The organism is Bacillus sp. HU-1818, from assembly GCF_022695965.1.
GTDB lineage: Bacteria > Bacillota > Bacilli > Bacillales > Bacillaceae > Bacillus > Bacillus atrophaeus.
On the sequence record NZ_JAAPBE010000006.1, the window covers coordinates 149,776 to 174,287 of the forward strand.

Sequence of the window (24,512 nt, forward strand, 5' to 3'; positions counted from 1 at the left end):
AAAGCAGACAGTTCTTTAAACTATACAAAATGAGGTGCTCCAATGTCGGTATTTAAAAATCAAGAAACGTACTGGGATAACCTGTTTGATGAAGGGGATGGCCTAAGCGTATTCCCTTCCTTTAAAGCAGCGGAAAAAGCGTCATTGGCCCGTACCGGCTATCAGGAAAAATGCATCTATCGTTCCTTATCTCCAGAAGTATCTCAAAGAATAATGACAATGGCTAATCATTCCGAAATGGCAGCCTATTTGATTTTAATAGCTGGCATTGAATGCTTGTTGTATAAATATACGGACCGAACGAACTTGATTCTAGGCATTCCAACGGTATCCAAGCAAAAAAGCAGCTCGGCTGTCAATACCATTGTCCTATTGAAAAATACGCTTAGCTCCCAGAGTACGTTTAAAACCGTGTTCGAGCAACTGAAAGAAGCGGTTAATGATTCGCTGAAAAATCAAAACCTGCCATTTCGAAAAATGGTCCAGCATTTAACCGTGCAATACGACGATGAGCGCATTCCGTTGATCCATACCGTCGTTTCGCTCAATGAAATTCATTCCTTGCTATTTAAGGAAGACGTTGCAACTGATACGTTGTTTCACTTTGATTTGGAGAACAACGGGATTCATTTGAAGCTTTTTTATAACGGCAAGCTTTATGATGAGCGCTATATGGACCAAATCGTGTCCCATCTTGATCACCTGTTGTCCGTAATCTTGTTCCAGCCCCAAGCAGCAATTCATACGGCAGATGTCATACCCGAGGCGGAAAAACATCAAATGTTGTTTGAATTTAATGACACCAACGCAGATTATTCTGGAAGCCGAACTGCATATCAATTGTTTGAAGAGCAAGCTGAAAGAACGCCTGATCATCCAGCCGTCAAGTTCGAAAACAGCCGCCTGACGTACAGGGAATTGAATGAAAAAGCCAATCGTTTGGCAAGAACGTTACGAAACTGCGGGGTTCAAGCCGATACATTGGTCGCCATTATGGCTGAGCGTTCGTTGGAAATGATTGTGTCCATTATTGCCATTTGGAAGGCGGGGGGCGCTTATGTGCCTCTGGATCCTGAATATCCAAAAGAGCGGCTTCAATATTTGCTGAATGATGCGAATGCAGACGTACTTGTTGTTCAGCAGCATTTCAAAAACAGCCTCGTCTTTGACGGCCCGACGATTGATCTGAATGATGAAACATCTTACCACACCGATTACTCATTGTTATCGCCAATAGCAGAACACAATCATTTGGCCTATGTCATCTATACCTCGGGCACAACGGGTAAGCCGAAAGGAGTGATGGCTGAACATGGCGGGATTGTGAACTCGCTCCAGTGGAAGAAGGCGTTTTTCAAGCATTCCGAAGAGGATCGGGTACTTGTTTTGTACCCCTATGTTTTCGATGCGTTCATTTTAAACTTCTTCGGCCCGCTCATCTCGGGTGCAACTTTGTATCTTTTGCCTAATGAAGACAACAAAGATCTTTTCGCGATTCAAAACGTACTGAGGCAGGAAAGGATTACCCATTTCTCGACTTCTCCCCGTCTGTTAAAAGCTATGGCCGAACAGATGAACGCAAAGGACTTTCTTCATGTTCAACATGTCGTAGTAGGCGGAGAACAACTTGAACCAGATACCGTAGAAAGGCTGTATTCCCTGCAGTCTCAGATTCGGCTCAATAATGAATACGGTCCGACCGAAAATAGCGTGGTATCTACGTTTCAGCCTGTTCATTCTGCCGATGAACAGATCACGATTGGCAAGCCAGTGGCTAATCACCAAGCCTATATTTTAGGGGCGCACCATCAAATACAGCCGATCGGCGTACCGGGAGAGCTGTATGTCGGAGGAGCGGGAGTGGCACGCGGCTACCTCAATCGGCCTGAATTGACGAAAGAAAAGTTTGTTCAACATTTGCTTCTTCCTGGTCAAAAGATGTATAAAACGGGCGATCTCGCCAGGTGGATGCCAGATGGAAGGATCGAATATTTGGGACGAATCGACCATCAAGTGAAAATTCGCGGATACCGTATCGAGCTTGGCGAAGTGGAGTCGGCCATGTTCAACCTGGAAGAGGTTCGTGAGGCGGCAGTCGTTGCGCGGGAGGGCGCAGACGGAGCCAAGCAATTGTATGCCTATTATGTCGGAGAGCCTTCTTTGACCGCCGCGCAGTTCAGAGCCATGTTGTCCCGTGAACTGCCAGATTATATGATTCCCTCTTACTTTATCCATTTGGAACGCATACCGCTCACTCCCAATGGAAAGATTGATCTGAAAGCTTTGCCTGTTACCGAAGAAAAAACGCGGACGGAAAACGAATACATAGCCCCGCGAAACCCAATAGAAGAACTGCTGGCGTCCATCTGGCAAGAGGTATTAGGCGCTGAGCGTATCGGAATTATGGATAATTTCTTTGATTTTGGCGGAGATTCAATTAAATCAATTCAGGTTTCTTCCAGATTGTATCAAGCCGGATACAAGGTGGACATGAAGCATTTGTTTAAATATCCCACGATTGCTGAGCTAAGTACTTTTGTAGAGCCGGTAAGCAGAATGGCCGATCAAGGGGAAGTGAAGGGAAGGACAAGTCTGACCCCGATTCAACATTGGTTCTTTGAACAAAAGATGCCGCATGCAGACCATTATAATCAGACCGTGATGTTATTTTCGGCGCAAGGATTTAAAGAGGCACCTCTTCGCCAGGCGATGGAACGCGTCGCTGTGCACCACGATGCGTTGCGGATGATTTTTGAAGAAACACCGAACGGATACGTTGCTCGGATTGCGGGAGCAGAAGAAAGCGACTTGTACCATCTTGAAGTGATGAATTGTAAAGGAGATGCCGATCCGGCCAAAGCTGTTGCCAGTAAAGCGACCCAGATTCAAAGCAGCATGGAATTAGGCCAAGGGCCTTTGGTGAAGCTTGGTTTGTTCCAATGTCCGGACGGAGATCATTTGCTTATCGCGATCCATCACTTAGTGATTGACGGGGTATCCTGGCGAATTTTACTTGAGGATATCGCCAGCGGCTATGAGCAGGCTGAGCGCGGACAAATGGTCCGGCTTCCGCAAAAAACAGACTCATTTCCATTCTGGTCGGAGCAATTATCCAAGTATGCACTGGAAACCGAGATGGAGCAGGAGCTTGCCTATTGGACCGAGCTTTCAAGCCTGGAGCTGCAGCCATTGCCTAAGGATAAGATCAGCGAAGGTTCATTATTGAAAGACAGTGATGTCATAACGGTCCAATGGACAAAAGAAGAAACGCAGCAATTATTAAAACAAGCGAATCGTGCTTACAACACGGAAATCAACGACCTGCTGCTGACTTCGTTAGGACTGGCTGTTCACAGGTGGACAGGCATGGAAGAAGTTGTCGTGAACTTGGAGGGGCATGGAAGAGAACCGGTTATTCCGGATGCGGATATCACTCGCACGGTAGGATGGTTTACAAGCCAGTATCCTGTCGTACTAAAGATGGAAGCAGGAAAAGAGCTGTCGCAGCGCATCAAGTCCGTAAAAGAAGGGCTGCGCCAGATCCCCGATAAAGGAATGAATTATAGTGTTATCAAATATTTATCCGGGCGTCCGGAAGCTGACAGCCTGCAGCTGAATCCCGAAATTTCATTTAATTACTTGGGTCAGTTCGACCAAGACCTGCGGCACCATGCTTTTCAGGCATCGTCTTATTCCACAGGGATATCGATGAATGAAAACCAAGTGAGAATGTCCGTGCTTGATTTGAATGGCATGATTGCAGAGGGGAAATTATCGCTGACACTCAGCTACAGCAACAAACAATACGAAAGATCAACCATGGCGCAATTTGCCCAAAGTTTGAAAGATAGTTTGCAAGAAGTCATTGCGCATTGCGTAAGCCAGCAGCAGACATCATTGACGCCAAGCGACATCCTGTTAAAGGATATCACGATAGACGAACTAGAACAGCTTTTGGAGCAAACGCGTGAATTAGGCGAAGCAGAAAATATCTATCCATTAACGCCGATGCAGAAGGGCATGCTGTTTCACAGCTTGTTTGACCCAAATTCAGGCGCTTATTTTCAGCAAACGACGTTTGATCTGCATGGAGATTTGGATATCGATTCATTTTCAAAAAGCTTAGATGGCTTATCGCAAAGACACGATATTTTCCGCACGAATTTTCACAGAGGATGGAAAGACCAGCCGCTGCAAATCATATTGAAAACCAAAAAGATCGGATTTCAATTCATCGATTTACGCGAGAGGACTGAAGCGCAGAAAGAAGAGATGATTCAAGCATATGCCAGAGAAGATAAGATTCGGGGATTCGACTTAGCGAAAGACGCGTTAATGAGGTTATTTATCCTTCGTACGGATGAAACGACCTATCGTTTTATATGGAGTTTTCACCATATTTTGATGGACGGTTGGTGCCTGCCGCTTATTACGAAAGAAATATTCGACCATTACTTTGCTTTGCTTCAGCAAAAGCAGCCTGAACAAGCGACGATTACTCCGTATAGTCAATATATTGAATGGCTCGATCGGCAAGATGCAAAAGAGGCCCAGCGTTATTGGGATCAATATCTTGAGGGGTATGAAGAACAAACCGTCCTCCCTAAGGACAATCACCTGGCGGAAGATGAACATTACATTCCGGAGAAAGTGACATGTGAAATAGGCGCCGATCTCACATTGAAAATGAAGCAGACGGCCAGCAAGCGCCATGTCACGCTGAACACGCTGCTGCAAACGGCATGGGGGGTTTTGCTGCAGAAATACAATCGGAGCCGGGACGTTGTTTTTGGAAGTGTTGTATCCGGAAGACCGGCGGGGATTCCAAACGTGGAAACCATGATCGGCTTATTCATTAACACCATTCCTGTGCGAATTCAATGTGAAGCTGAAACGACTTTTGGCGAACTCATGAAACAGGTGCAGGAAAAGGCCGTAGCATCTCAAAAGTATGAGACGTATCCGTTGTACGATATTCAAGCACGTACTACCCAAAGGCAAAATTTAATTACACATTTAATGATATTTGAAAATTACCCTGTTGGTCAGTATATGGAAAGCATAGGTCAGGATAACAGATCATCTATCGCAATCTCCAATGTGCAAATGGAGGAACAAACCAACTATGATTTTAATATAACCGTTATACCGGGTGAATCGCTCAACATCTATTTTGAATACAACGCCAAGGTGTATGACCGGGCAAGCATGGAGCGGATTCGGGAGCATTTCGTACAAATCTTGCATCAAGTCGTTGCAGATGCGGATATCCAGGTGAATCAAGTGGAATTGTTAACGGAAGGCGAAAAAAGACATCTTCTTCAGACGCTTAACGACACGTCTGCGCCATATCCGCAGAAGGCGGTTTATCAATTGTTTGAAGACCAATCGCAGCGAACGCCCGATCAAGCAGCCGTTATCGATAAGGACGAGCAGCTCACGTACCGGCAGCTCAACGAGCGGGCAAACCAACTGGCGCGAACGATAAGAGCGAAGGGCGTGCAAGCGGATCACCCCGTGGCTATCATCAGCAGGAACAGTATCGAATCGGTGGTAGGGATACTTGCCATTCTAAAAGCCGGCGGAGCCTACGTCCCTATAGATCCGGAATATCCACAAGATCGCATCCAGTATATGCTGGAAGACTCCAAAGCCGGGATCGTCTTGATGCAGCGTGATGTCCGGGAGCAGCTCACCCATAAAGGCGTCACGGTTTTATTGGATGAGGAAAGTTCCTATCGCGAAGATGCCTCTAACCTTGAACCGCTCAGTGATGCAAACCATTTGGCGTATGTGATTTATACGTCAGGTTCGACGGGCAAGCCCAAAGGCGTATTAATCGAGCACCGGGGCTTGACCAATTATATTTGGTGGGCGAGAGAGGTTTATGTAAAAGGCGAGAAAACCAACTTCCCGTTGTACTCGTCGATCTCTTTTGATCTAACGGTGACTTCCATTTTCACACCGTTGGTCACAGGTAATACAATCATCGTCTACGACGGAGAGGACAAAACAGCTTTACTTGCATCGATTGTGCAGGACCCGAGGGTAGATATCATTAAATTGACCCCGGCCCATTTGCAGGTTTTGAAAGCAATGAATATTGACAATAAAACAGCTATCCGAAAAATGATTGTGGGCGGCGAGAATCTGAGCACCCGGTTAGCTCAAAGCATTTATGAGCAATTCGAAGGCCGTATTGAAATATGCAATGAATACGGGCCGACGGAAACAGTTGTCGGATGCATGATATACCGTTACGACTCCGTAAGAGACAGACGAGAATCGGTACCAATTGGTACAGCAGCAGCAAACATGGGCATTTATGTGCTGGATGAGTACTTGAAACCGGTGCCGATCGGTGTCCTAGGAGAAATATATATTAGCGGCGCCGGTGTAGCAAGAGGATATTTGAACCGTCCGGAATTGACGGCAGAGAAATTTGTCGATGACCCGTTTGTACCCGGAACCAAAATGTATAAGACCGGTGATTTGGCAAAGTGGCTGCCTGACGGGAACATCGAATATGCAGGCAGAATGGATGAACAAGTCAAAATCAGAGGTTATCGCATCGAATTAGGCGAGATCGAGGCGGCGCTGCATCAAGCAGAAGCGATCAAGGAAGCGGTCGTCATAGCCAGAGAAGATGCACATGGATTTAAGCAATTGTGTGCCTATTACGTAAGCGGCCAGACATCAACGGTATCCCGCCTCCGGGAACAATTGTCTCATGCCCTGCCTGGCTATATGGTTCCGGCCTATTTTATCGAGCTGGAGAAAATGCCTTTAACTTCTAATGGGAAAATAAACCGGAAAGCGCTGCCGGCCCCGGATTTACGGCTGCAGAATAGAGCAGAGTATAAGGCTCCCCGAACAAAAGTGGAACAAATATTAATTTCTGCTTGGAAATCGGTATTAGACGCTGAAAACGTAGGTATTCTTGATAATTTCTTTGATCTTGGCGGAGATTCCATCAAATCGATTCAAGTGTCTTCCAGATTAAATCAGCAAGGATACAAAATGGAAATCAAACACTTGTTTCAATATGCGACCATTGCCGAATTGAGTCCGCATATCGAACAGAATCTGCGTATACCCGATCAAGGTGAAGTCAAAGGAAAGGTCAGCCTGACTCCTATTCAGCATTGGTTCTTTGACCAAACAACGATAGATCCACATTATTATAATCAAGCTGTCATGCTGTATGCACCGCAAGGCTTTCAGAAATCACCGCTTCGCAAAACACTGCAAAAGCTTGGAGAGCATCACGATGCGCTTCGCATGATGTTCCGGACAGCGGATAACGGATACGAGGCTTGGAATGCAGAAATCGCCCAAAGCGAGCTGTACCATCTTGAAGTCATGAATCTGAAAGCAGAAGCCGACCCTGGCCCGGCAATTGAAGCCAAGGCTAACGAGATACAGGGCAGTATGCGTTTAAGTGCTGGACCGTTAATGAAAGCCGGATTGTTTCAATGTACAGATGGGGATCATTTGCTCATTGTCATCCATCATTTAATTGTAGACGGGGTTTCATGGCGCATTTTACTGGAGGATATCGTTAGTGGTTACAGGCAAGCCGAGAATGGGCAAGTGATTCAATTGCCGGAAAAAACAGACTCTTTCCGGCTATGGGCGGATAAGCTGTCGGAGTATGCGCAAAGTGCGGCCATCAAGCAAGAACAGGAATATTGGACACAGATCGAACAAACCGACGTGAAACCGTTGCCTAAAGATTTTCATGAAACGCGTACGTTCTCAAAAAGCAGTGAAACGGTAACCGTGGAATGGACCAAAGAAGAAACGGAGCTGTTATTAAAACAAGCGAATCGCGCTTATAACACTGAAATAAACGACCTGCTGTTAACCTCACTGGGGCTTTCCATATCCCATTGGTCAGGACTTGAACAGATTGCGGTTCATTTAGAGGGACACGGAAGAGAACAGATTATCCCTGATATGGATATCTCTCGCACGGTGGGGTGGTTTACAAGTCTGTACCCGGTTGTGCTTCACACGCAGCAAGGCAAAGAAATATCTTATTATATCAAGACGACCAAAGAAGGGCTGCGCCAAATTCCGCATAAAGGGATCGGATATGGAATAGCAAGGTATTTAAGCAGTTCAATGCCAGTGAAAATGAGTCCGGAGATTAGTTTTAATTACCTAGGGCAGTTTGATCAAGATTTGCAGCATCATGCGATTCAATTATCTCCTTACTCCTGCGGTTCAGACTCGAGCGGCAATCAAGTCAGACCGTATGTATTGAATATAAACGGGATGATTTCCAAGGGTCGGTTGATGCTGACGATTAGCTATAGCAACAAACAGTACGTAAGAGAAACCATCAAGCGGTTATCGGCATTTATTCAAAGCGGCCTTCGGACAATCATTGAGCATTGTGTTCATAAAGAACAATCGGAACTGACGCCAAGCGATATTTTGTTAAAAGGCATGACCGTTGACGAATTGGACCAGCTCCTTATTCAACTGCCTCATGCAGGTGAGATCGAAAATGTGTATCCGCTCACTCCGATGCAGAAGGGAATGCTGTTTCACAGCATGTTGGATGAGGACTCAAGTTCTTATTTCGAACAAGCATCGTTTGATTTGCAGGGAGAGTTAGAGATTGATAGGTTTGCAGAAAGCTTGGAGCGTTTATTTGAAAAATATGCCGTGCTCAGAACCCGTTTTTATAGCGGCTGGAACGATGTCCCCTTACAAATTGTCTATAAGACGCAAAGACCGAAAGTTCATTTTGCAGATTTGCGTGACATGTATAAGAACCGGCGTGAGAATGAAATCCGATCCTATCAACGGGAGGATAAAGCGAACGGATTTGACCTGGCTCAAGATCGGCTGATGCGCATGGCGATTTTCCGTATGGAAGATTACAAATATCATATCATTTGGAGCTTCCATCATATTGTCATGGATGGCTGGTGCCTGCCTCTTATAACGAAGGAAGTATTTGAACATTATATCGCTCTGCAAGAGGGCAGTGAAATAGAATCCGTTTATACAGCTCCTTACAGCGACTATATGGAATGGCTTGATCGTCAAGATCATAAGGCGGCCAAACAGTACTGGAGCGAGTATCTTGAAGGCTATAAAGGTGAAACCCGGATTCTTCATAGGAGACCGCAGCATGAACGAAAAGCATATGCTTATGCCAATGTGATCTGCCAATTAGATCAAGAACAGACAAAACAATTACAGCAGATCGCAAATCAGCATCAAGTCACGTTAAATACGTTGATCCAAACGTTGTGGGGAATTTTATTACAGAAATATAGCGGGACCGGCGACGTTGTCTTTGGCAGTGTCGTGTCGGGAAGGCCGGCGGATATCCCCGGTGTGGAACAGATGATTGGTCTGTTCATCAATACCATTCCGGTTCGAATCCGTTGCGATGAGGGTAGCTCTTTCGTCGAAGCAATGCAAATGGTTCAACAAAAGGCATTGGCTTCCCAATCGTACGATTCCTATCCTTTGTACGAAATTCAGGCACAAACGGAACAGAAGCAAGACTTAATTGATCATATTATGATCTTTGAAAACTATCCGATAGGACAACAAGTCGAGCAAGCAGGCCATGATGCTGCGGAATTAAACATCGAGAATTTTCATATGGAAGAGCATTCCCATTACGATTTTAATGTGGCTGTCATCCCTGGCGAACAACTCGCCGTTCATTTTGGTTTTAACCAAAACGAATATGAACAATCAGAAGTGGAGCGGGTTCGTGGACATTTTGAACAGCTCATGCATCAAGTATTGCAGCATCCGCACATCAAAATAGAAGAATTGGAACTTTTGACCCGGCAAGAAAAAGAACACCTGCTCAACCGTTTTCAGTCTAGCGAAATGCATTACTCTCGTGAACAAACGATTCATCAGCGGTTCGAGGAACAAGCGCGCCGTACGCCGGACCGTGCAGCGGTTGTATTCGAGGGAGAACAGTTAACGTATGGGGAACTGAACCAGCGAGCCAATCATCTTGCGCGAACCTTGCAAGATGAAGGAGTGCGAGCGGGTCAACTTGTCGGCATTATGGTTGATCGTTCCTTGGAGATGATTACAGGGATCTTAGCAGTTTTAAAAGCGGGCGGAGCGTATTTGCCAATAGATCCGTATTCTCCTTTGGAACGCATCCATTATATCGTAAGGGATTCGGGCATTAACGTATTACTTATGCGCGGGAAAATTCCAGACAACGTCGTCTTTTCCGGAACATGTATCGATATGCAAGAGGAACATGCCTGTCAGGAAACAGATGTCAACCTGGCGCTGCCATGTCAGTCCAATCAACTGGCCTATGCCATTTATACTTCTGGCACGACGGGAAGGCCAAAAGGCACGCTGATTGAACATCGCCAGGTGATTCACCTCATCGAAGGGCTGCGTCTTCAGGTTTACTCCGCCTATGATGCGGTTTTGCATGTGGCCATGCTCGCTCCATATTATTTCGATGCTTCGGTCCAGCAATTGTACGCTTCCTTGTTGTTAGGACATACCTTGTTTATCGTTCCCAAAGAGACGGTGTCTGATGGTGCAGCCTTATGGCATTACTATCGAGAGCATCGTATTGACATAACCGACGGAACGCCTGCCCACTTGAAGCTGCTGGTAGCTGCAGATGATAGGCAAGGAGCACCGCTTCGTCATCTCTTAATCGGAGGAGAGGCGCTTCCCAAAACGACGGTAACCAAGTTCATGCAGTTATTTGCCGCTCAGGGCGCAGTACCTGCCATTACCAATGTATATGGCCCTACCGAAACTTGCGTGGATGCGTCCCTGTTCAACATTGAAGTTTCTGCCGATGCTTGGACTCGCAGTCAAATTCACGTCCCAATAGGGAAGCCCCTAGGCAGCAATCGCATGTACATTCTCGATTCGCAGCAGCGATTACAGCCAGTGGGCGTCCAGGGCGAGTTATACATTGCAGGGGACGGCGTAGGGCGCGGATACTTGAACTTGCCGGAATTGACGAATGAAAAATTCGTTGACGATCCGTTTGTCCCATCGAGCCAAATGTATAGAACCGGCGATCTGGCTCGCCTTCTGCCGGATGGAAATATAGAATTTATTGGGCGAATCGATCATCAGGTGAAAATTCATGGTTTTAGGATTGAACTCGGTGAAATCGAATCGCTGATGTTGAACGTTCCGGAGATTCAACAAGCCGTCGTTTCTGCCTTTGAAGATGCAGAGGGCGAGCAATATTTATGCGGGTACTATTTGGCGGACGAGCCATTCCCGTCTAGCGAACTTCGGGATGTTCTCGCCCGACATTTACCAGGATATATGATACCGGCTTATTTTGTACAACTGGATCAGATGCCGTTAACGCCGAACGGAAAGTTGAATCGTCAATTATTACCGGCGCCGGACGGAAAGCGATATGGTGCCGCGGAATACGTGTCGCCGCGAACTTCGACAGAACTACAGCTATCGAAAATTTGGCAGGATGTTCTCGGGTTAGAGCAGGTGGGGATTCGAGATAACTTTTTTGATATCGGGGGACACTCCCTGCGTGCGACGACGCTAATTGCAAAGATTCAAAAGCAATTGCATGTTCAAATCCCTTTGCGAAACGTGTTCCAGTTCCCAACCATTGAACAGCTTGCGCAGGCGATTACGATGATGGAGCAAACCGGATATGCTTGTATTCCTGCAATCGAAAAAAGGCCCTATTATCCGGTATCCTCTGCACAAAAAAGATTGTACATTCTCAACCATTTGGAAGGCGGAGAGCTCAGTTACAACATGCTGGGCATGATGGCTGTCGAAGGGGAGCTGGATCGGGACAAGTTACAGGAGTCCTTTGCTCAACTGATTCAGCGCCATGAATCTTTACGCACCGGCTTTAAAATGGTGGACGGAGAACCTGTTCAGTATGTCTTGGATCACGTTGAATTTGCAGTAGAATCGTATCAGGCCAGGGGAGATGAAGCGGACCTTTGTATCCGTCAATTTGTTCGTACATTTCAACTGGAGGAGCCTCCGCTGCTTCGTGTCGGGCTGATTGAGCTTCAACCTAATCACGGAATCCTGCTGTTTGATATGCATCATATTATCTCGGACGGAACATCCATGAGCGTACTGATCAAAGAATTTGTCCGAATGTATGAAGGTGAGGCATTACCACCCCTGCGGATTCAGTACAAAGACTATGCAGTGTGGCAAACCGGGGAAGCGCGATTAAAGCAAGTACAAAAGCAAGAAGCCTATTGGCTGGAGCTGTACAGCGGCGATATCCCCATCCTTCATCTGCCAACCGATTATATGCGGCCTTCCGGAAGGGATTTTACGGGAGCTACGCTGCACTTTACGATTAATGAGCAAAGAAGCGCGGGCTTAAAGCAACTGGCATTTAAAAACGAATCTACTTTATATATGGTGCTTCTTGCGTCCTATACCTTATTGCTGTCTAAATACAGCGGCCAGGAAGACATTATTGTGGGCAGCCCCATAGCGGGGAGACCGCATGCGGATTTGGATTCGATCATCGGTATGTTCGTCAACACCCTGGCAATGCGTAATTTCCCTGCCAAAGAGAAGACGTTCTCTCAGTATCTTGCCGAAGTGAAGGAGAATGCATTAAAAGCTTATGAGCATCAAGATTATCCGTTTGAAGCGCTGGTCGATCAATTGAACATCACCAGAGATTTAAGCCGCAATCCGTTGTTCGACACCATGTTTGTGCTGCAGAACACGGAGCAAGAACAATTAGTGATGGATGGCTTGACATTCAATCCATATCCCAACGAACATACGATGGCTAAATTCGACTTAACCTTAACAGCTGTGGAAGTAGAAACGCGCATTCATTTCACAATGGAATACCTGACGACACTGTTCAAGCCGGAAACGATCGAACGCATGATACGGCATTTTGTGCAGCTGATCGATGCGATCATCGAACATCCTGAGGCCAAGCTGGCTTCTTTAGATATGATGTCGCTGCAAGAGAAAAGTGAAATTTGGGAACTGTTTAACGATACTGCAGTAAACGATGAACATATCCCATTAACGATTCATCAACAATTCGAGCAGCAGGCTGAGCGCACTCCTGACCATGTCGCCGTTTTGTTTGAAAATCAAACCTGGACCTATCGTCAGTTGAATGAACGCTCCAACCAACTTGCGCGCGTGCTTCGGAACCAGGGGGTAGGCGCCGATCAGGTGGTTGCCATTCTCACGGAACGCTCGGCAAATATGATTATCGGGATTTTAGCGATATTAAAGGCCGGTGGGGCGTTTCTTCCAATAGATCCGGAGCTTCCTGATGAACGACGTGCTTTTTTAATGAAAGACAGCGGTGCCAGTGTGCTATTGACTTGTGCCGATCAAAACGTTCCGCCTTCTTTTGAAGGTGTTGTGGTTCTGCTTGACGATCAGTTGGTATATCAGGGCGAGGAAAGCAATCTTAGCCTTTCTTATGCGGAAAATCATTTATTGTACGTCATTTACACATCAGGAACAACAGGAAAGCCTAAAGGGGTTCAATTAGAGCATAAAACCATGTTGAATCTGCTCGCTTATGAGCGGGAACATACGCAGCTGCGTTTTGACAGGGTGCTGCAATTTGCCGCGATGAGCTTCGATGTCTGCTATCAAGAGATTTTCTCCACGATCTTAAGCGGCGGGACACTTTATATCATTGACAATGAGGCAAAACGCGAAATTCGTCATCTCAACGAATTTGTCAAGACATACAGGATACAAACGGCATTTCTTCCTACCGCGTTCCTTAAGTTCCTTGCATCGGAGAAACAATTTTTCGAACCGTTTGCCGAATGCGTGGATCATATGATCGCCGCGGGAGAACAGCTCATCGTGTCGAGTATGCTGCGAGAAATGCTGGCGCGTCATCATGTCACGCTGCATAATCATTACGGTCCATCGGAAACGCATGTCGTGACCATGTATACCGTTGATCCGGAAATTCATCAGGAGCTTCAGCCTATCGGAAAACCGATTTCGAATACGGAAATTTTAATTCTGAATGAAGCCGGGACGCTTCAGCCTGTCGGTATCGTCGGTGAACTTTGTATTTCCGGGGTCAGCTTAGCCAGAGGTTATCATAACCGGGAATCTTTGACGCTCGAAAAATTTGTTCCGCATCCCTATGATACGAATCAACGGATGTATAAAACAGGCGATCTTGCCCGTTACCTGCCCGATGGAAACATTGAATATGCCGGAAGAATGGACCATCAAGTCAAAATTCGCGGATACCGGATCGAACTTGGCGAGGTTGAAGCCGCTCTTCTCAACATCGAGTATGTACAGGAAGCGGTTGTCCTGGCCAGAGAAAATGCAGAGGGGCAAAGCGATTTGTATGCCTATTTTGCAGCGGAGCAATCACTGCCGAGCAGTCAGCTTAAAGAAAAGCTCTCCGATCAAATACCAGGCTACATGGTTCCTTCATACTTGATGCAACTGGAGCAAATTCCGTTAACCTCCAATGGAAAAGTGAATCGCGAAGCATTGCCGCTGCCCGAAGCAGGCTTGCAAACCGGGATTGATTACGTTGCTCCAAGGACGAGAATGGAAGAGCAGTTAGTTTACGTCTGGAAAGAAGTATTGAAGTTAGAACAAGTAGGCGTGAAAGATAACTTTTTCGATATCGGCGGGCATTCGTTACGGGGGATGGCGCTCGTTGCCAAAATCCATAAACAATTCCACAAAAGCATTTCGTTGAGAGAAGTGTTTCAATGCCCGACGATTGAAGAAATGGCGAAGGTCATTGCAGGCGCGGAAACGTGCGGACCGGATGATATCCCTGCTGCAGAGGTCAAAGATGTTTATCCTGTATCTTCCGTACAAAAGATGGTTTACCTGTCTACGCAAATTGAAGGCGGAGAACTAAGTTACAACATGCCGGGAATTTTGACGTTGGAGGGAAGGATCGACATGGATCGTTTACAAACCGCGTTCCATAGACTGATTCAGCGCCATGAATCGCTGCGCACCGGATTTGAAATGATCCGCGGAGAACCGATGCAGGTGATCAAGCCACAGGTGGAGTTCTCTATAGAGAGGTACAAGGCAACGGCTGAGGAGGTCGAGGAGCTGTTCCGTACCTTCGTACGAACGTTCGATCTTAGCCAGGCCCCATTGCTTCGAGCTGGACTCATTGAATTGGAACAGGACAAGCATATTTTCATGTTTGACATGCACCATATCGTTACGGACGGCGCTTCCATGAATATTTTTGTCGAAGAACTGATTGAACTATATGACGGCAAAGAATTAGCTCCGCTCCGGATTCAATACAAAGACTTCACTGCATGGCAGCAACAGGCAGGGCAGAGGGAACGCATCAAAAGGCAGGAGGACTATTGGTTGGATGTATTTCATGAGGAGCTTCCGCCATTTGAGTTGCCGAAAGATTTTGCCAGACCGCGAGTTCGAAGCTTTGATGGGAACCGATACAATTTTGTCCTAGATGGGCCTGTGGTCCAAGGTGTAAAACAGATCGAAGAATTGACCGGATCAACCACTTATATGATCTTGTTGGCAGCCTATAACATACTGCTGGCCAAATATAGCGGTCAAGAAGATATCGTCGTCGGTACGCCCATTGCTGGAAGAGTGCATGAAGATTTACAACATATCATCGGAATGTTTGTGAATACATTAGCCATTCGTACAGCTCCGGTTGGAGAAAAGACCTTTATGAATTATGTAACGGAAACCAAAGAAATAATGCTGAAAGCTTATGAAAATCAAGAGTATCCTTTTGAAGAATTAGTTGAGAAGCTGGGAGTGAAACGAGATTTAAGCCGTAATCCGTTATTCGATACGATGTTCGTTGTGCAAAATACGGAACACACGGATATTGAAGTGGATTCTCTCGCCGTCAGGCCTTATGAACAAACGCATACGGCGGCCAAATTTGATTTGCAGTTGACCTTCGTGATGAACCCGCAAGAGATTCAAGGCAGCTTTGATTACTGTACGAAGCTATTTAAAAAGAAAACCATCGCTACGTTGGCCAAGGATTACGTCATGATCCTGTCGGCGATTATACAAAACCCATCGATTCCTATAAAAGAAATCCAATTAAGCGAGAAAGTAAACAAAAGTGAACACTTCGCAAGCGCAATCGAATTGGATTTCTAAAAAACGGTCGGTAACGGCTGTCCCCGGCATGATTCATGTGGGGACAGCTACCAGCCGCCTTCGAAACAGGAATTAAAACTTACTGGAGGGATATTAATGTCAGAATTTAAACAACAGGAGTTGTTCTGGAGCAGCATGTTCAATGCGGAAGATCGTCCCAGTGCAGTCCCTTCGTTTCAAATGTCGGACTCAACAATAGAGCACGATGAGTCGAGTGCCCCTAACTGTATTTACAGTTCATTGAGATCCGATGTATCCCTGCGCATCATGACTATGACGAATAAATCGCCAATGGCCGTTTATATGGTTCTCTTGGTTGGAATCGAGTGTCTTTTGTACAAATATACAGGAGAAGAGGGCATTATTGTAGGTGTTCCAACCTTTGAAGACGAAACCGATGAAGACCTTCGTTTGGATCAAATTATGTTAATCAAACAAAACATAAATGCGGGCTGTACGTTTAAATCTATATTTAATGAATTCAAACATACGTTGGGCGAAGCGATCTTAAATCAGCACGTTCCCTTTGATAAAATGGTTGGTCCATTGAGTCTGAACTACAATTCAAATCATTTGCCAATGATTCATACGATCGTATCATTAGATCAATTTCATCCCACTCGCTTCAAAGAAACTGTTGCTTCGGATACTTTATTTCAATTTGACATGGGGAATGATTCTATTCAATTAAAGTTAACTTATAATGAACAAGCTTATGATCGTCAGTATATGATGCAAGTGCTCGAACATTTAAATCGTATTTTTTCGATCATATTATTTCAACCCGACCTCGCCATCCGCCAGCTTGATATTTTATCCGACGCGGAAACAAATAAATTCCTCGTGGACTATAATCATACGGCGGCCGAATATCCGAGAGATAAGACGATGAATCAATTATTTGAGGAACAAGCGGAGCGAACGCCGGAGCAGGTGGCGATTGTTTTTGAGGATGAGAAACTAACGTATCGGCAGCTAAATGAACGGGCTAATCAATTGGCTCGAACGTTAAGGGCCAATGGCGTGCAAGCAGACCGCCTCACAGCCATCGTCAGCGAACACAACATCGAGTTGGTAGTGGGGATACTGGCCGTATTAAAAGCCGGCGGCGCCTACGTACCCATTGATCCGGATTATCCGGAGCACCGCATACAGTATATATTAGACGACTCCAAAGCGGAGATCGTCTTGACACAGAGCTATCTTCGGCAGCGATTGGCACATGCAGGCACGATCGTTCTATTGGATGAGGAAAGCTCTTATCACGAAGAGCACTCTAATCTTGAGCGGATCAGCGATGTGAAGGATTTAGCGTATGTGATCTATACATCAGGTTCCACAGGCAAGCCCAAAGGCGTATTAATCGAGCATCAAGGCTTAACCAATTATATTTGGTGGGCTGACAGGGTATATGTGAAGGGGGAGAAAACCAACTTTCCACTATATTCGTCCATCGCTTTCGACTTAACGGTAACGTCTATTTTTACGCCGCTCATCAGCGGCAATGCCATCATTGTCTTCGGAGGAGAAGAGAGGGCGACTTTGCTTTCATCCATTGTACAGGATACCAGGGTGGATATTATCAAGCTGACCCCGGCTCATTTGAAGTTATTGAAAGAAATGAACATTCCCCATGAGTGCACGATCCGGAAACTGATTGTTGGCGGCGACAATTTAAGCGCGCGGCTGGCCAGGAACATCAGCGAGCAATTTCAAGATCAAATTGAAATCTTTAACGAATACGGGCCAACGGAAACGGTCGTCGGATGTATGATTTATTCCTTCGATCCGCAGAAAGACAGACGAGAATCGGTGCCAATCGGTACGGCCGCGGCCAATATGAACATTTATGTGCTGAATGCAGATATGAAGCCGGTGCCGATCGGCGTTCCCGGAGAAATGTATATTGGCGGTGCTGGTGTAGCCAGAGGATATTTGAACCGCCCGGAATTAACGGCTGAGAAGTTCGTCCAGCATCCCTTCGTGCCCGGAACGAAAATGTACAGGACGGGGGATTTGGCCAGATGGCTGCCGAATGGGTACGTCGAATATCTCGGAAGAATCGACCACCAGGTGAAAATCCGCGGTTATCGCATTGAAATTGGCGAAGCCGAAGCCGCCTTTTTCCATATACCGTCGATTCAAGAAGCCATCGTTATTGCACAAGAAATCAACGGAGAAACATCCTTGTGCGCCTATTATACCGCACACCATGCTTTGACAGCAGGCGAGCTTCGGGAACAACTATCCCGGCAGCTTCCTTCCTATATGATACCTGCTTATTTCGTTCAGTTGAAAGCGATGCCGCTTACTTCCAATGGAAAAATAGATCGTCAGGCGCTGCCTTCTCCAAGAGGGAATCTCACAGGTATGAACTATGCAGCTCCACGCACAGAACTGGAAAAAATACTAGTCGGAGTATGGGAGTCGGTATTAGGCGTAGAACGGGTCGGAGTCTCGGATCATTTCTTCGAATTAGGGGGGGATTCTATTAAGTCGATTCAAGTGACCTCAAGCTTATACCAAGCCGGTTATAAGCTTGAAATCAAACACTTGTTTAAGTACCAAACGATCTCCGAGCTTGTTCCCTACATAGAGTCGGTAACCCGAATCGCAGAACAAGGAGAAATCAAAGGCCAGGCGCTGCTGACCCCGATTCAACATTGGTTTTTTGCCCAGAAATACCCCGACTTACACCATTATAATCAATCGGTTATGCTTTATTGGAAAGAGGGATTGAATGAATCAAAGCTTCGGGAAGTCATGGAGAAGATTGTGGAGCATCACGATGCTTTGCGCATGGTCTATGATTCAACGGAATATGGATACGAAGCCCGAAATCGGGGAATCGATGAAGGAGATCTATTCAGCCTTGAAGTGATCTCATTACTCGAAGAAAACAATGTGGCCCAAGCGATAGAAACGGTATCCAATGAGATTCAGCAATCCATTCATCTAGCCGAAGGCCCGCTCATGAAATTGGGATTGTTTCAGTGTAAAGAAGGGGATCATTTGCTGATTGCAATCCATCATTTGGTCATCGATGGCGTTTCATGGAGAATTTTAATCGAGGATATAGCGGCTGCTTATGAGCAGCTTCAAAACGGGGAAGCGATCCGGCTTCCGAAGAAAACGGACTCCTACCTGTTATGGGCCGAACAGTTGAAACGTTATGCAAGTAGTCCGGAATTTGAAATGAAAAATCAATACTGGTTCGGGCATGAACATATTCGAGCAAATGTATTGCCGAAGGATAACGAACAGGAAATCGGCCAGGCCAAAGACCAGGAAACGATCATCGTCCAATGGACGGCAGAGGAAACCGAACGTTTATTAAAAAACGCTCACAGGGCTTATTCGACCGAAATGAACGATTTATTGCTGACCGGACTAGGAATCGCTATTCATCGTTGGACTGGACATGAAGACATTCTCATTCATCTTGAAGGACACGGCAGAGAGTCTATTATTCCAGATCTCGATATTTCACGTACAGTGGGCTGGTTCACAAGCCAATATCCGGTTTCGCTCCAAATCAAGGCAGACCAGGATATCTCGCAACGGATTAGAACAGTGAAAGAAAATTTGCGTAAGATCCCCCAAAAAGGAATAGGTTATGGCCTGATCAAGTATTTGTCAGATCACCCGATGGCGTCCGAATTTATCGGACTTCCGGAAATTAGTTTCAATTATTTGGGTCAATTCGATCAAGATTTCCGAAATGGGAAGATCGAGGTATCTCCTTACTCTGGCGGGGAAATCGCCAGCGACAAGCGTCCCATAACCTATGCGCTTGATATTAACGGCATGATTTCAAACGGCCAATTGTCACTGGCAATCAGTTATTGCGGTAAACAATATCAAAGAAAAACAATGGAAACATGTGCCGATCTCTTAAAAAGCAGTTTGCAACAAGTCATTGAACATTGTGCAGCTCAAGATCAAATTCAGCTGACACCCAGCGATATTTCGTTAAAAGAAATAACAATCGACGAATTAGATCAATTTGTGCAGCAAACGCAGCATCTTGGCGACATTGAAAATATATACCCATTAACCCCTATGCAGAAGGGGATGCTGTTCCATAGCTTGATCGATTCGGCTTCCGGAGCTTACTTTGAACAAGCCGCTTTTGATCTGAAAGGCCTCTTGGATATCGAGGCCTTTACGATGAGTTTGGCGCAGCTGGCCGAAAGATATGACATTCTTCGAACTCATTTTTATACCGAATGGAAAGATCAGCCTTTGCAGATCGTATTCCGGCAAAAGCCGATTGAAACGGTCGTTGAAGATATTCGCAGCATGAACGTTCATCAACGCAGCGAGTTCATTGCCGCTTTTGCGAGAAAAGATAAGGCGCGAGGATTCGATCTCACCCGAGATGCTTTAATGCGCGTATCGATCCTGCGAACAGAGGTAGATCAAGCGCGATTGATATGGAGCTTTCATCATATTTTAATGGATGGCTGGTGTTTGCCGCTTATTACGAAAGAAGTGTTTGAGACCTATTATGCGATTCTTGAGCAGAGGCAACCGAAGCGGGGGGCCGTTACTCCGTACAGCCGATATATCGAATGGCTGGATGAACAAGATCGCGAGCAAGCTGCAGCCTATTGGCGGGATTATTTGGACGGCTATGAAGGGCAAACCGTTTTGTTGAAAGAACAACCTTCCAATCAGGCCAAAGGATACGAAAAAGAAGAGCATGTGTTTTGTTTAGGAAAGCAACTCACAGAGGAGATCAAACGAACCGCCAGCCGCCATCAAGTCACCGTCAACACATGGATACAAACCGCATGGGGCTTATTGCTGCAAAGTTATAACGGCAGTCAGGATGTCGTTTTCGGCACGGTCGTATCCGGTCGGCCGGCAGAAATTTCGGGTATTGAATCTATGGTCGGTTTATTTATCAATACCATTCCCGTACGAATTCATGGTCCATCTGAGATGACGGTTTCACAAGTATTGAAATTGAATCAGGAGCTGGCGCTGGCTTCTCAATCATACGATACTTATCCCTTGTATGAAATTCAGGCTCAAACCGAACAAAAGCAGCAGTTGATCAATCATATTATGGTATTTGAGAATTACCCGGTCGAGAAACAAATGGAACATATGAAGCAGGGTGACACCACATTAGATATTATCAATTTTCATATGGAAGAACATACCCATTATGATTTTACTTTCATTGTCATGCCGGCTGGGGAAATTGAAATTCGTTTTGTGTACAATGCCAATGTTTATGACCAAGCTAGTGTAGAGCGGATGCAGGCGCATTTTATGCAAATCATCAAGCAAATGGCGGACGATACGGCGACTCCCGTCCAAGAACTGGATATAATAACAGCGGATGAACGATCGCTCCTTGTAGACAAGTTTAACGATACGGCGGCCGAGTATCCAAAGGAAAAGACAATTCATCAATTGTTTGAGGAACAAACAGAGCGAACGCCGGAGCAGGTGGCGATTGTTTTTGAGGATGAGAAACTAACGTATCGGCAGCTCAATGAACGGGCCAATCAATTGGCTCGAACGTTAAGGGCCAATGGCGTGCAAGCAGACCGGCTCACAGCCATCGTCAGCGAACACAACACCGAGTTGGTTGTGGGAATACTGGCCGTATTAAAAGCCGGCGGCGCCTATGTGCCTATTGATCCGGATTATCCGGAGCACCGCATACAGTATATATTAGACGACTCCAAAGCGGAGATCGTCTTGACACAGAGCCATCTTCGGCAGCGATTGGCACATGCAGGAACGATCGTTCTATTGGATGAGGAAAGCTCTTATCACGAAGAGCACTCTAATCTTGAGCGGATCAGCGATGCGAAGGATTTAGCGTATGTGATCTATACATCAGGTTCCACAGGCAAGCCCAAGGGCGTATTAATCGAGCATCGAGGCTTAACCAATTATATTTGGTGGGCTGACAGGGTATATGTGAAGGGGGAGAAAACCAACTTTCCACTATATTCGTCCATCGCTTTCGACTTAACGGTAACGTCTATTTTTACGCCGCTCATCAGCGGCAATGCCATCATTGTCTTCGGAGGAGAAGACAGGGCTGCCTTGCTTTCATCTATTGTACAGGATTCCAGGGTGGATATTATCAAGCTGACCCCGGCTCATTTGCAGTTATTAAATGAAATGAACATTCCCCATGAGTGCACGATCCGGAAACTGATTGTTGGCGGCGACAATTTAAGCGCGCGGCTGGCCCGGAGCATCAGCGAGCAATTTCAAGATCAAATTGAAATCTTTAACGAATACGGGCCAACGGAAACGGTCGTCGGATGTATGATTTATTCCTTTGATCCGCAGAAAGACAGACGAGAATCGGTGCCAATCGGTACGGCCGCGGCCAATATGAACATTTATGTGCTGGATGTGGATATGAAGCCGGTGCCGATCGGCGTCCCCGGAGAAATATACATTAGCGGGGCCGGCATAGCCAGAGGATATTTGAACCGCCCCGATTTAACGGCTGAGAAATTTGTCGAACATCCGTTTACCGCAGGCGAGAAATTGTACAAAACGGGAGATGTCGCCCGATGGTTGCCGGATGGATATATGGAGTATTTGGGACGAATCGATCATCAGGTGAAAATTCGAGGCTACCGCATTGAAATTGGCGAGGTCGAAGCGGCTTTATTGCAAGTTGAATCCGTCAAAGAAGCGGTCGTATTCGCGGTCGAAGAAGAGGGCTCAAAGCAGTTGTGTGCTTACTTGGTAGGAGACAAATCATTAAAAACGCTGCAGCTCAAGCAGCAATTGCTTCACAAACTTCCTGCGTATATGATTCCAGCCTATTTTGTACGGGTAGAGGAAATGCCATTAACAGCTAATGGTAAAATTGATCGGAAAGCTTTGCCTGCTCCTGGAAATATGCCGACCGGAATCGAATACGTGGCGCCCGGAACGTTGATTGAAAAGCAGCTGGCCGAGATATGGAAGGGAGTTTTGGCTCATTCTGACCTGGGGATTAAAGATAACTTCTTTGACGTTGGAGGCCATTCGCTCAAAGTATTGCAATTAATTCATCAAATTAACGCGGTCATGGGAATCAAAATGCATTATCACGTCGTTTACGACTCTCCTACCATCGAAACAATGGCACTCGCCATTCAAGCCGCGGCCTTAGAGTCTAAGAAGGATAGCGTATTCGTCAAGTTGAATCAGAATGGTTCAATCCCTGTATTCTGTTTCCCTCCTTTAATTGGGTATGGGTTGGTTTATAATGAAATGGCTAACAGACTTGATGGCGACTGTGTCGTCTATGCTGCTGATTTTATAGAAGAGCCGTCTCATGAGAAAGCGATAATCGACCGGTATGTAGAAAGCATAATAGGCATTCAAGAACAAGGGCCTTTTGTTTTGCTTGGTTATTCTTCAGGATCGAATTTGGCTTTTGAGGTTGCCAAAACCATGGAGCAGCGAGGACATGCCGTATCCGATGTTATTATGTTGGATTCTCAAATAACCACTTCGGTGACTCATTTATCTGAAAAGGAAATCGAAGAGATTGTCTATCTCAATCTGGATGTTATACCGTTTTATTACAGGGAAATATTAACCATTCCTTCGATTAAGGATAAAATTAGATGCTATCTTGCGTATCATAATCGGCTGATTAACTCGGGTGCCGTCAACGCCAACATTCATCATTTGTTATGCGACGATTTGCTCGAAAGAGGATGGGCGCAATCAACTGCACACAATTACCTGGAATATGAATTAAAGGGAGACCATGTTACGATCTTTGATCTTCAATATATTGAAGAGAATGTGAATACGATTCGGTCTATTGTGAAAAGTATTGATGAGCGACATCATGGTGAACTAGTGCTTCATGAACAACTGCCATTGGAACCGTTTGTGAGAGACACAAAATTTGATAGAAGATAATGGGTAGTTCGATAGGTTGGTGTGACATTATTGCTAGTCTCCCATTCTGCTATAATCTAGGGGAGAAGGCGGTTAGTTGCCCTTATGATACTTATCGCTGCATCAAATGACTCCTATTCATTGGTTTAGAAAAAACGGTTATAGGAGGACGTAATGATCATATATATCAAAAAATCTCTCGGGTAATGGCCGAGAGATTTTTTGAAGTGAAGGACACTGATGTTTTAAGCGCTATAGAGTGTCACACTACTCTCAAAGGAAACTTCTCAAAAAAGGACTTGGTAGTATTTTTATACAGAAACATAAAAGTGAGTCCTATTTCAACTGGTACACTTTGAAGAAAAAGTAAATCTAACAAAAGATTTTTTAAAATTTTTCATAAATCATAATAGAATTTCTTTTTAAAAAAGAGCACTGACACGAGAACTTGAACGAAAAATACGATAAAATGAACTAAATAAACTATGTAC

At 45.6% G+C, this 24,512-nt stretch carries 2 protein-coding genes; both read left to right on the top strand.

All coding sequences use genetic code 11. The features are described 5' to 3' along the window. The first annotated feature begins 42 nt into the window (after nucleotides 1-42). Entirely contained in the window at nucleotides 43-16,134 is a 16,092-nt protein-coding gene (locus tag GXP75_RS19830) for a non-ribosomal peptide synthase/polyketide synthase (RefSeq protein WP_242557697.1), read from the top strand. A 96-nt stretch (nucleotides 16,135-16,230) separates the two neighbouring features. After that, entirely contained in the window at nucleotides 16,231-24,042 is a 7,812-nt protein-coding gene (locus tag GXP75_RS19835) for a non-ribosomal peptide synthetase (RefSeq protein ID WP_242557698.1), read from the top strand. Nucleotides 24,043-24,512 lie beyond the last annotated feature (470 nt).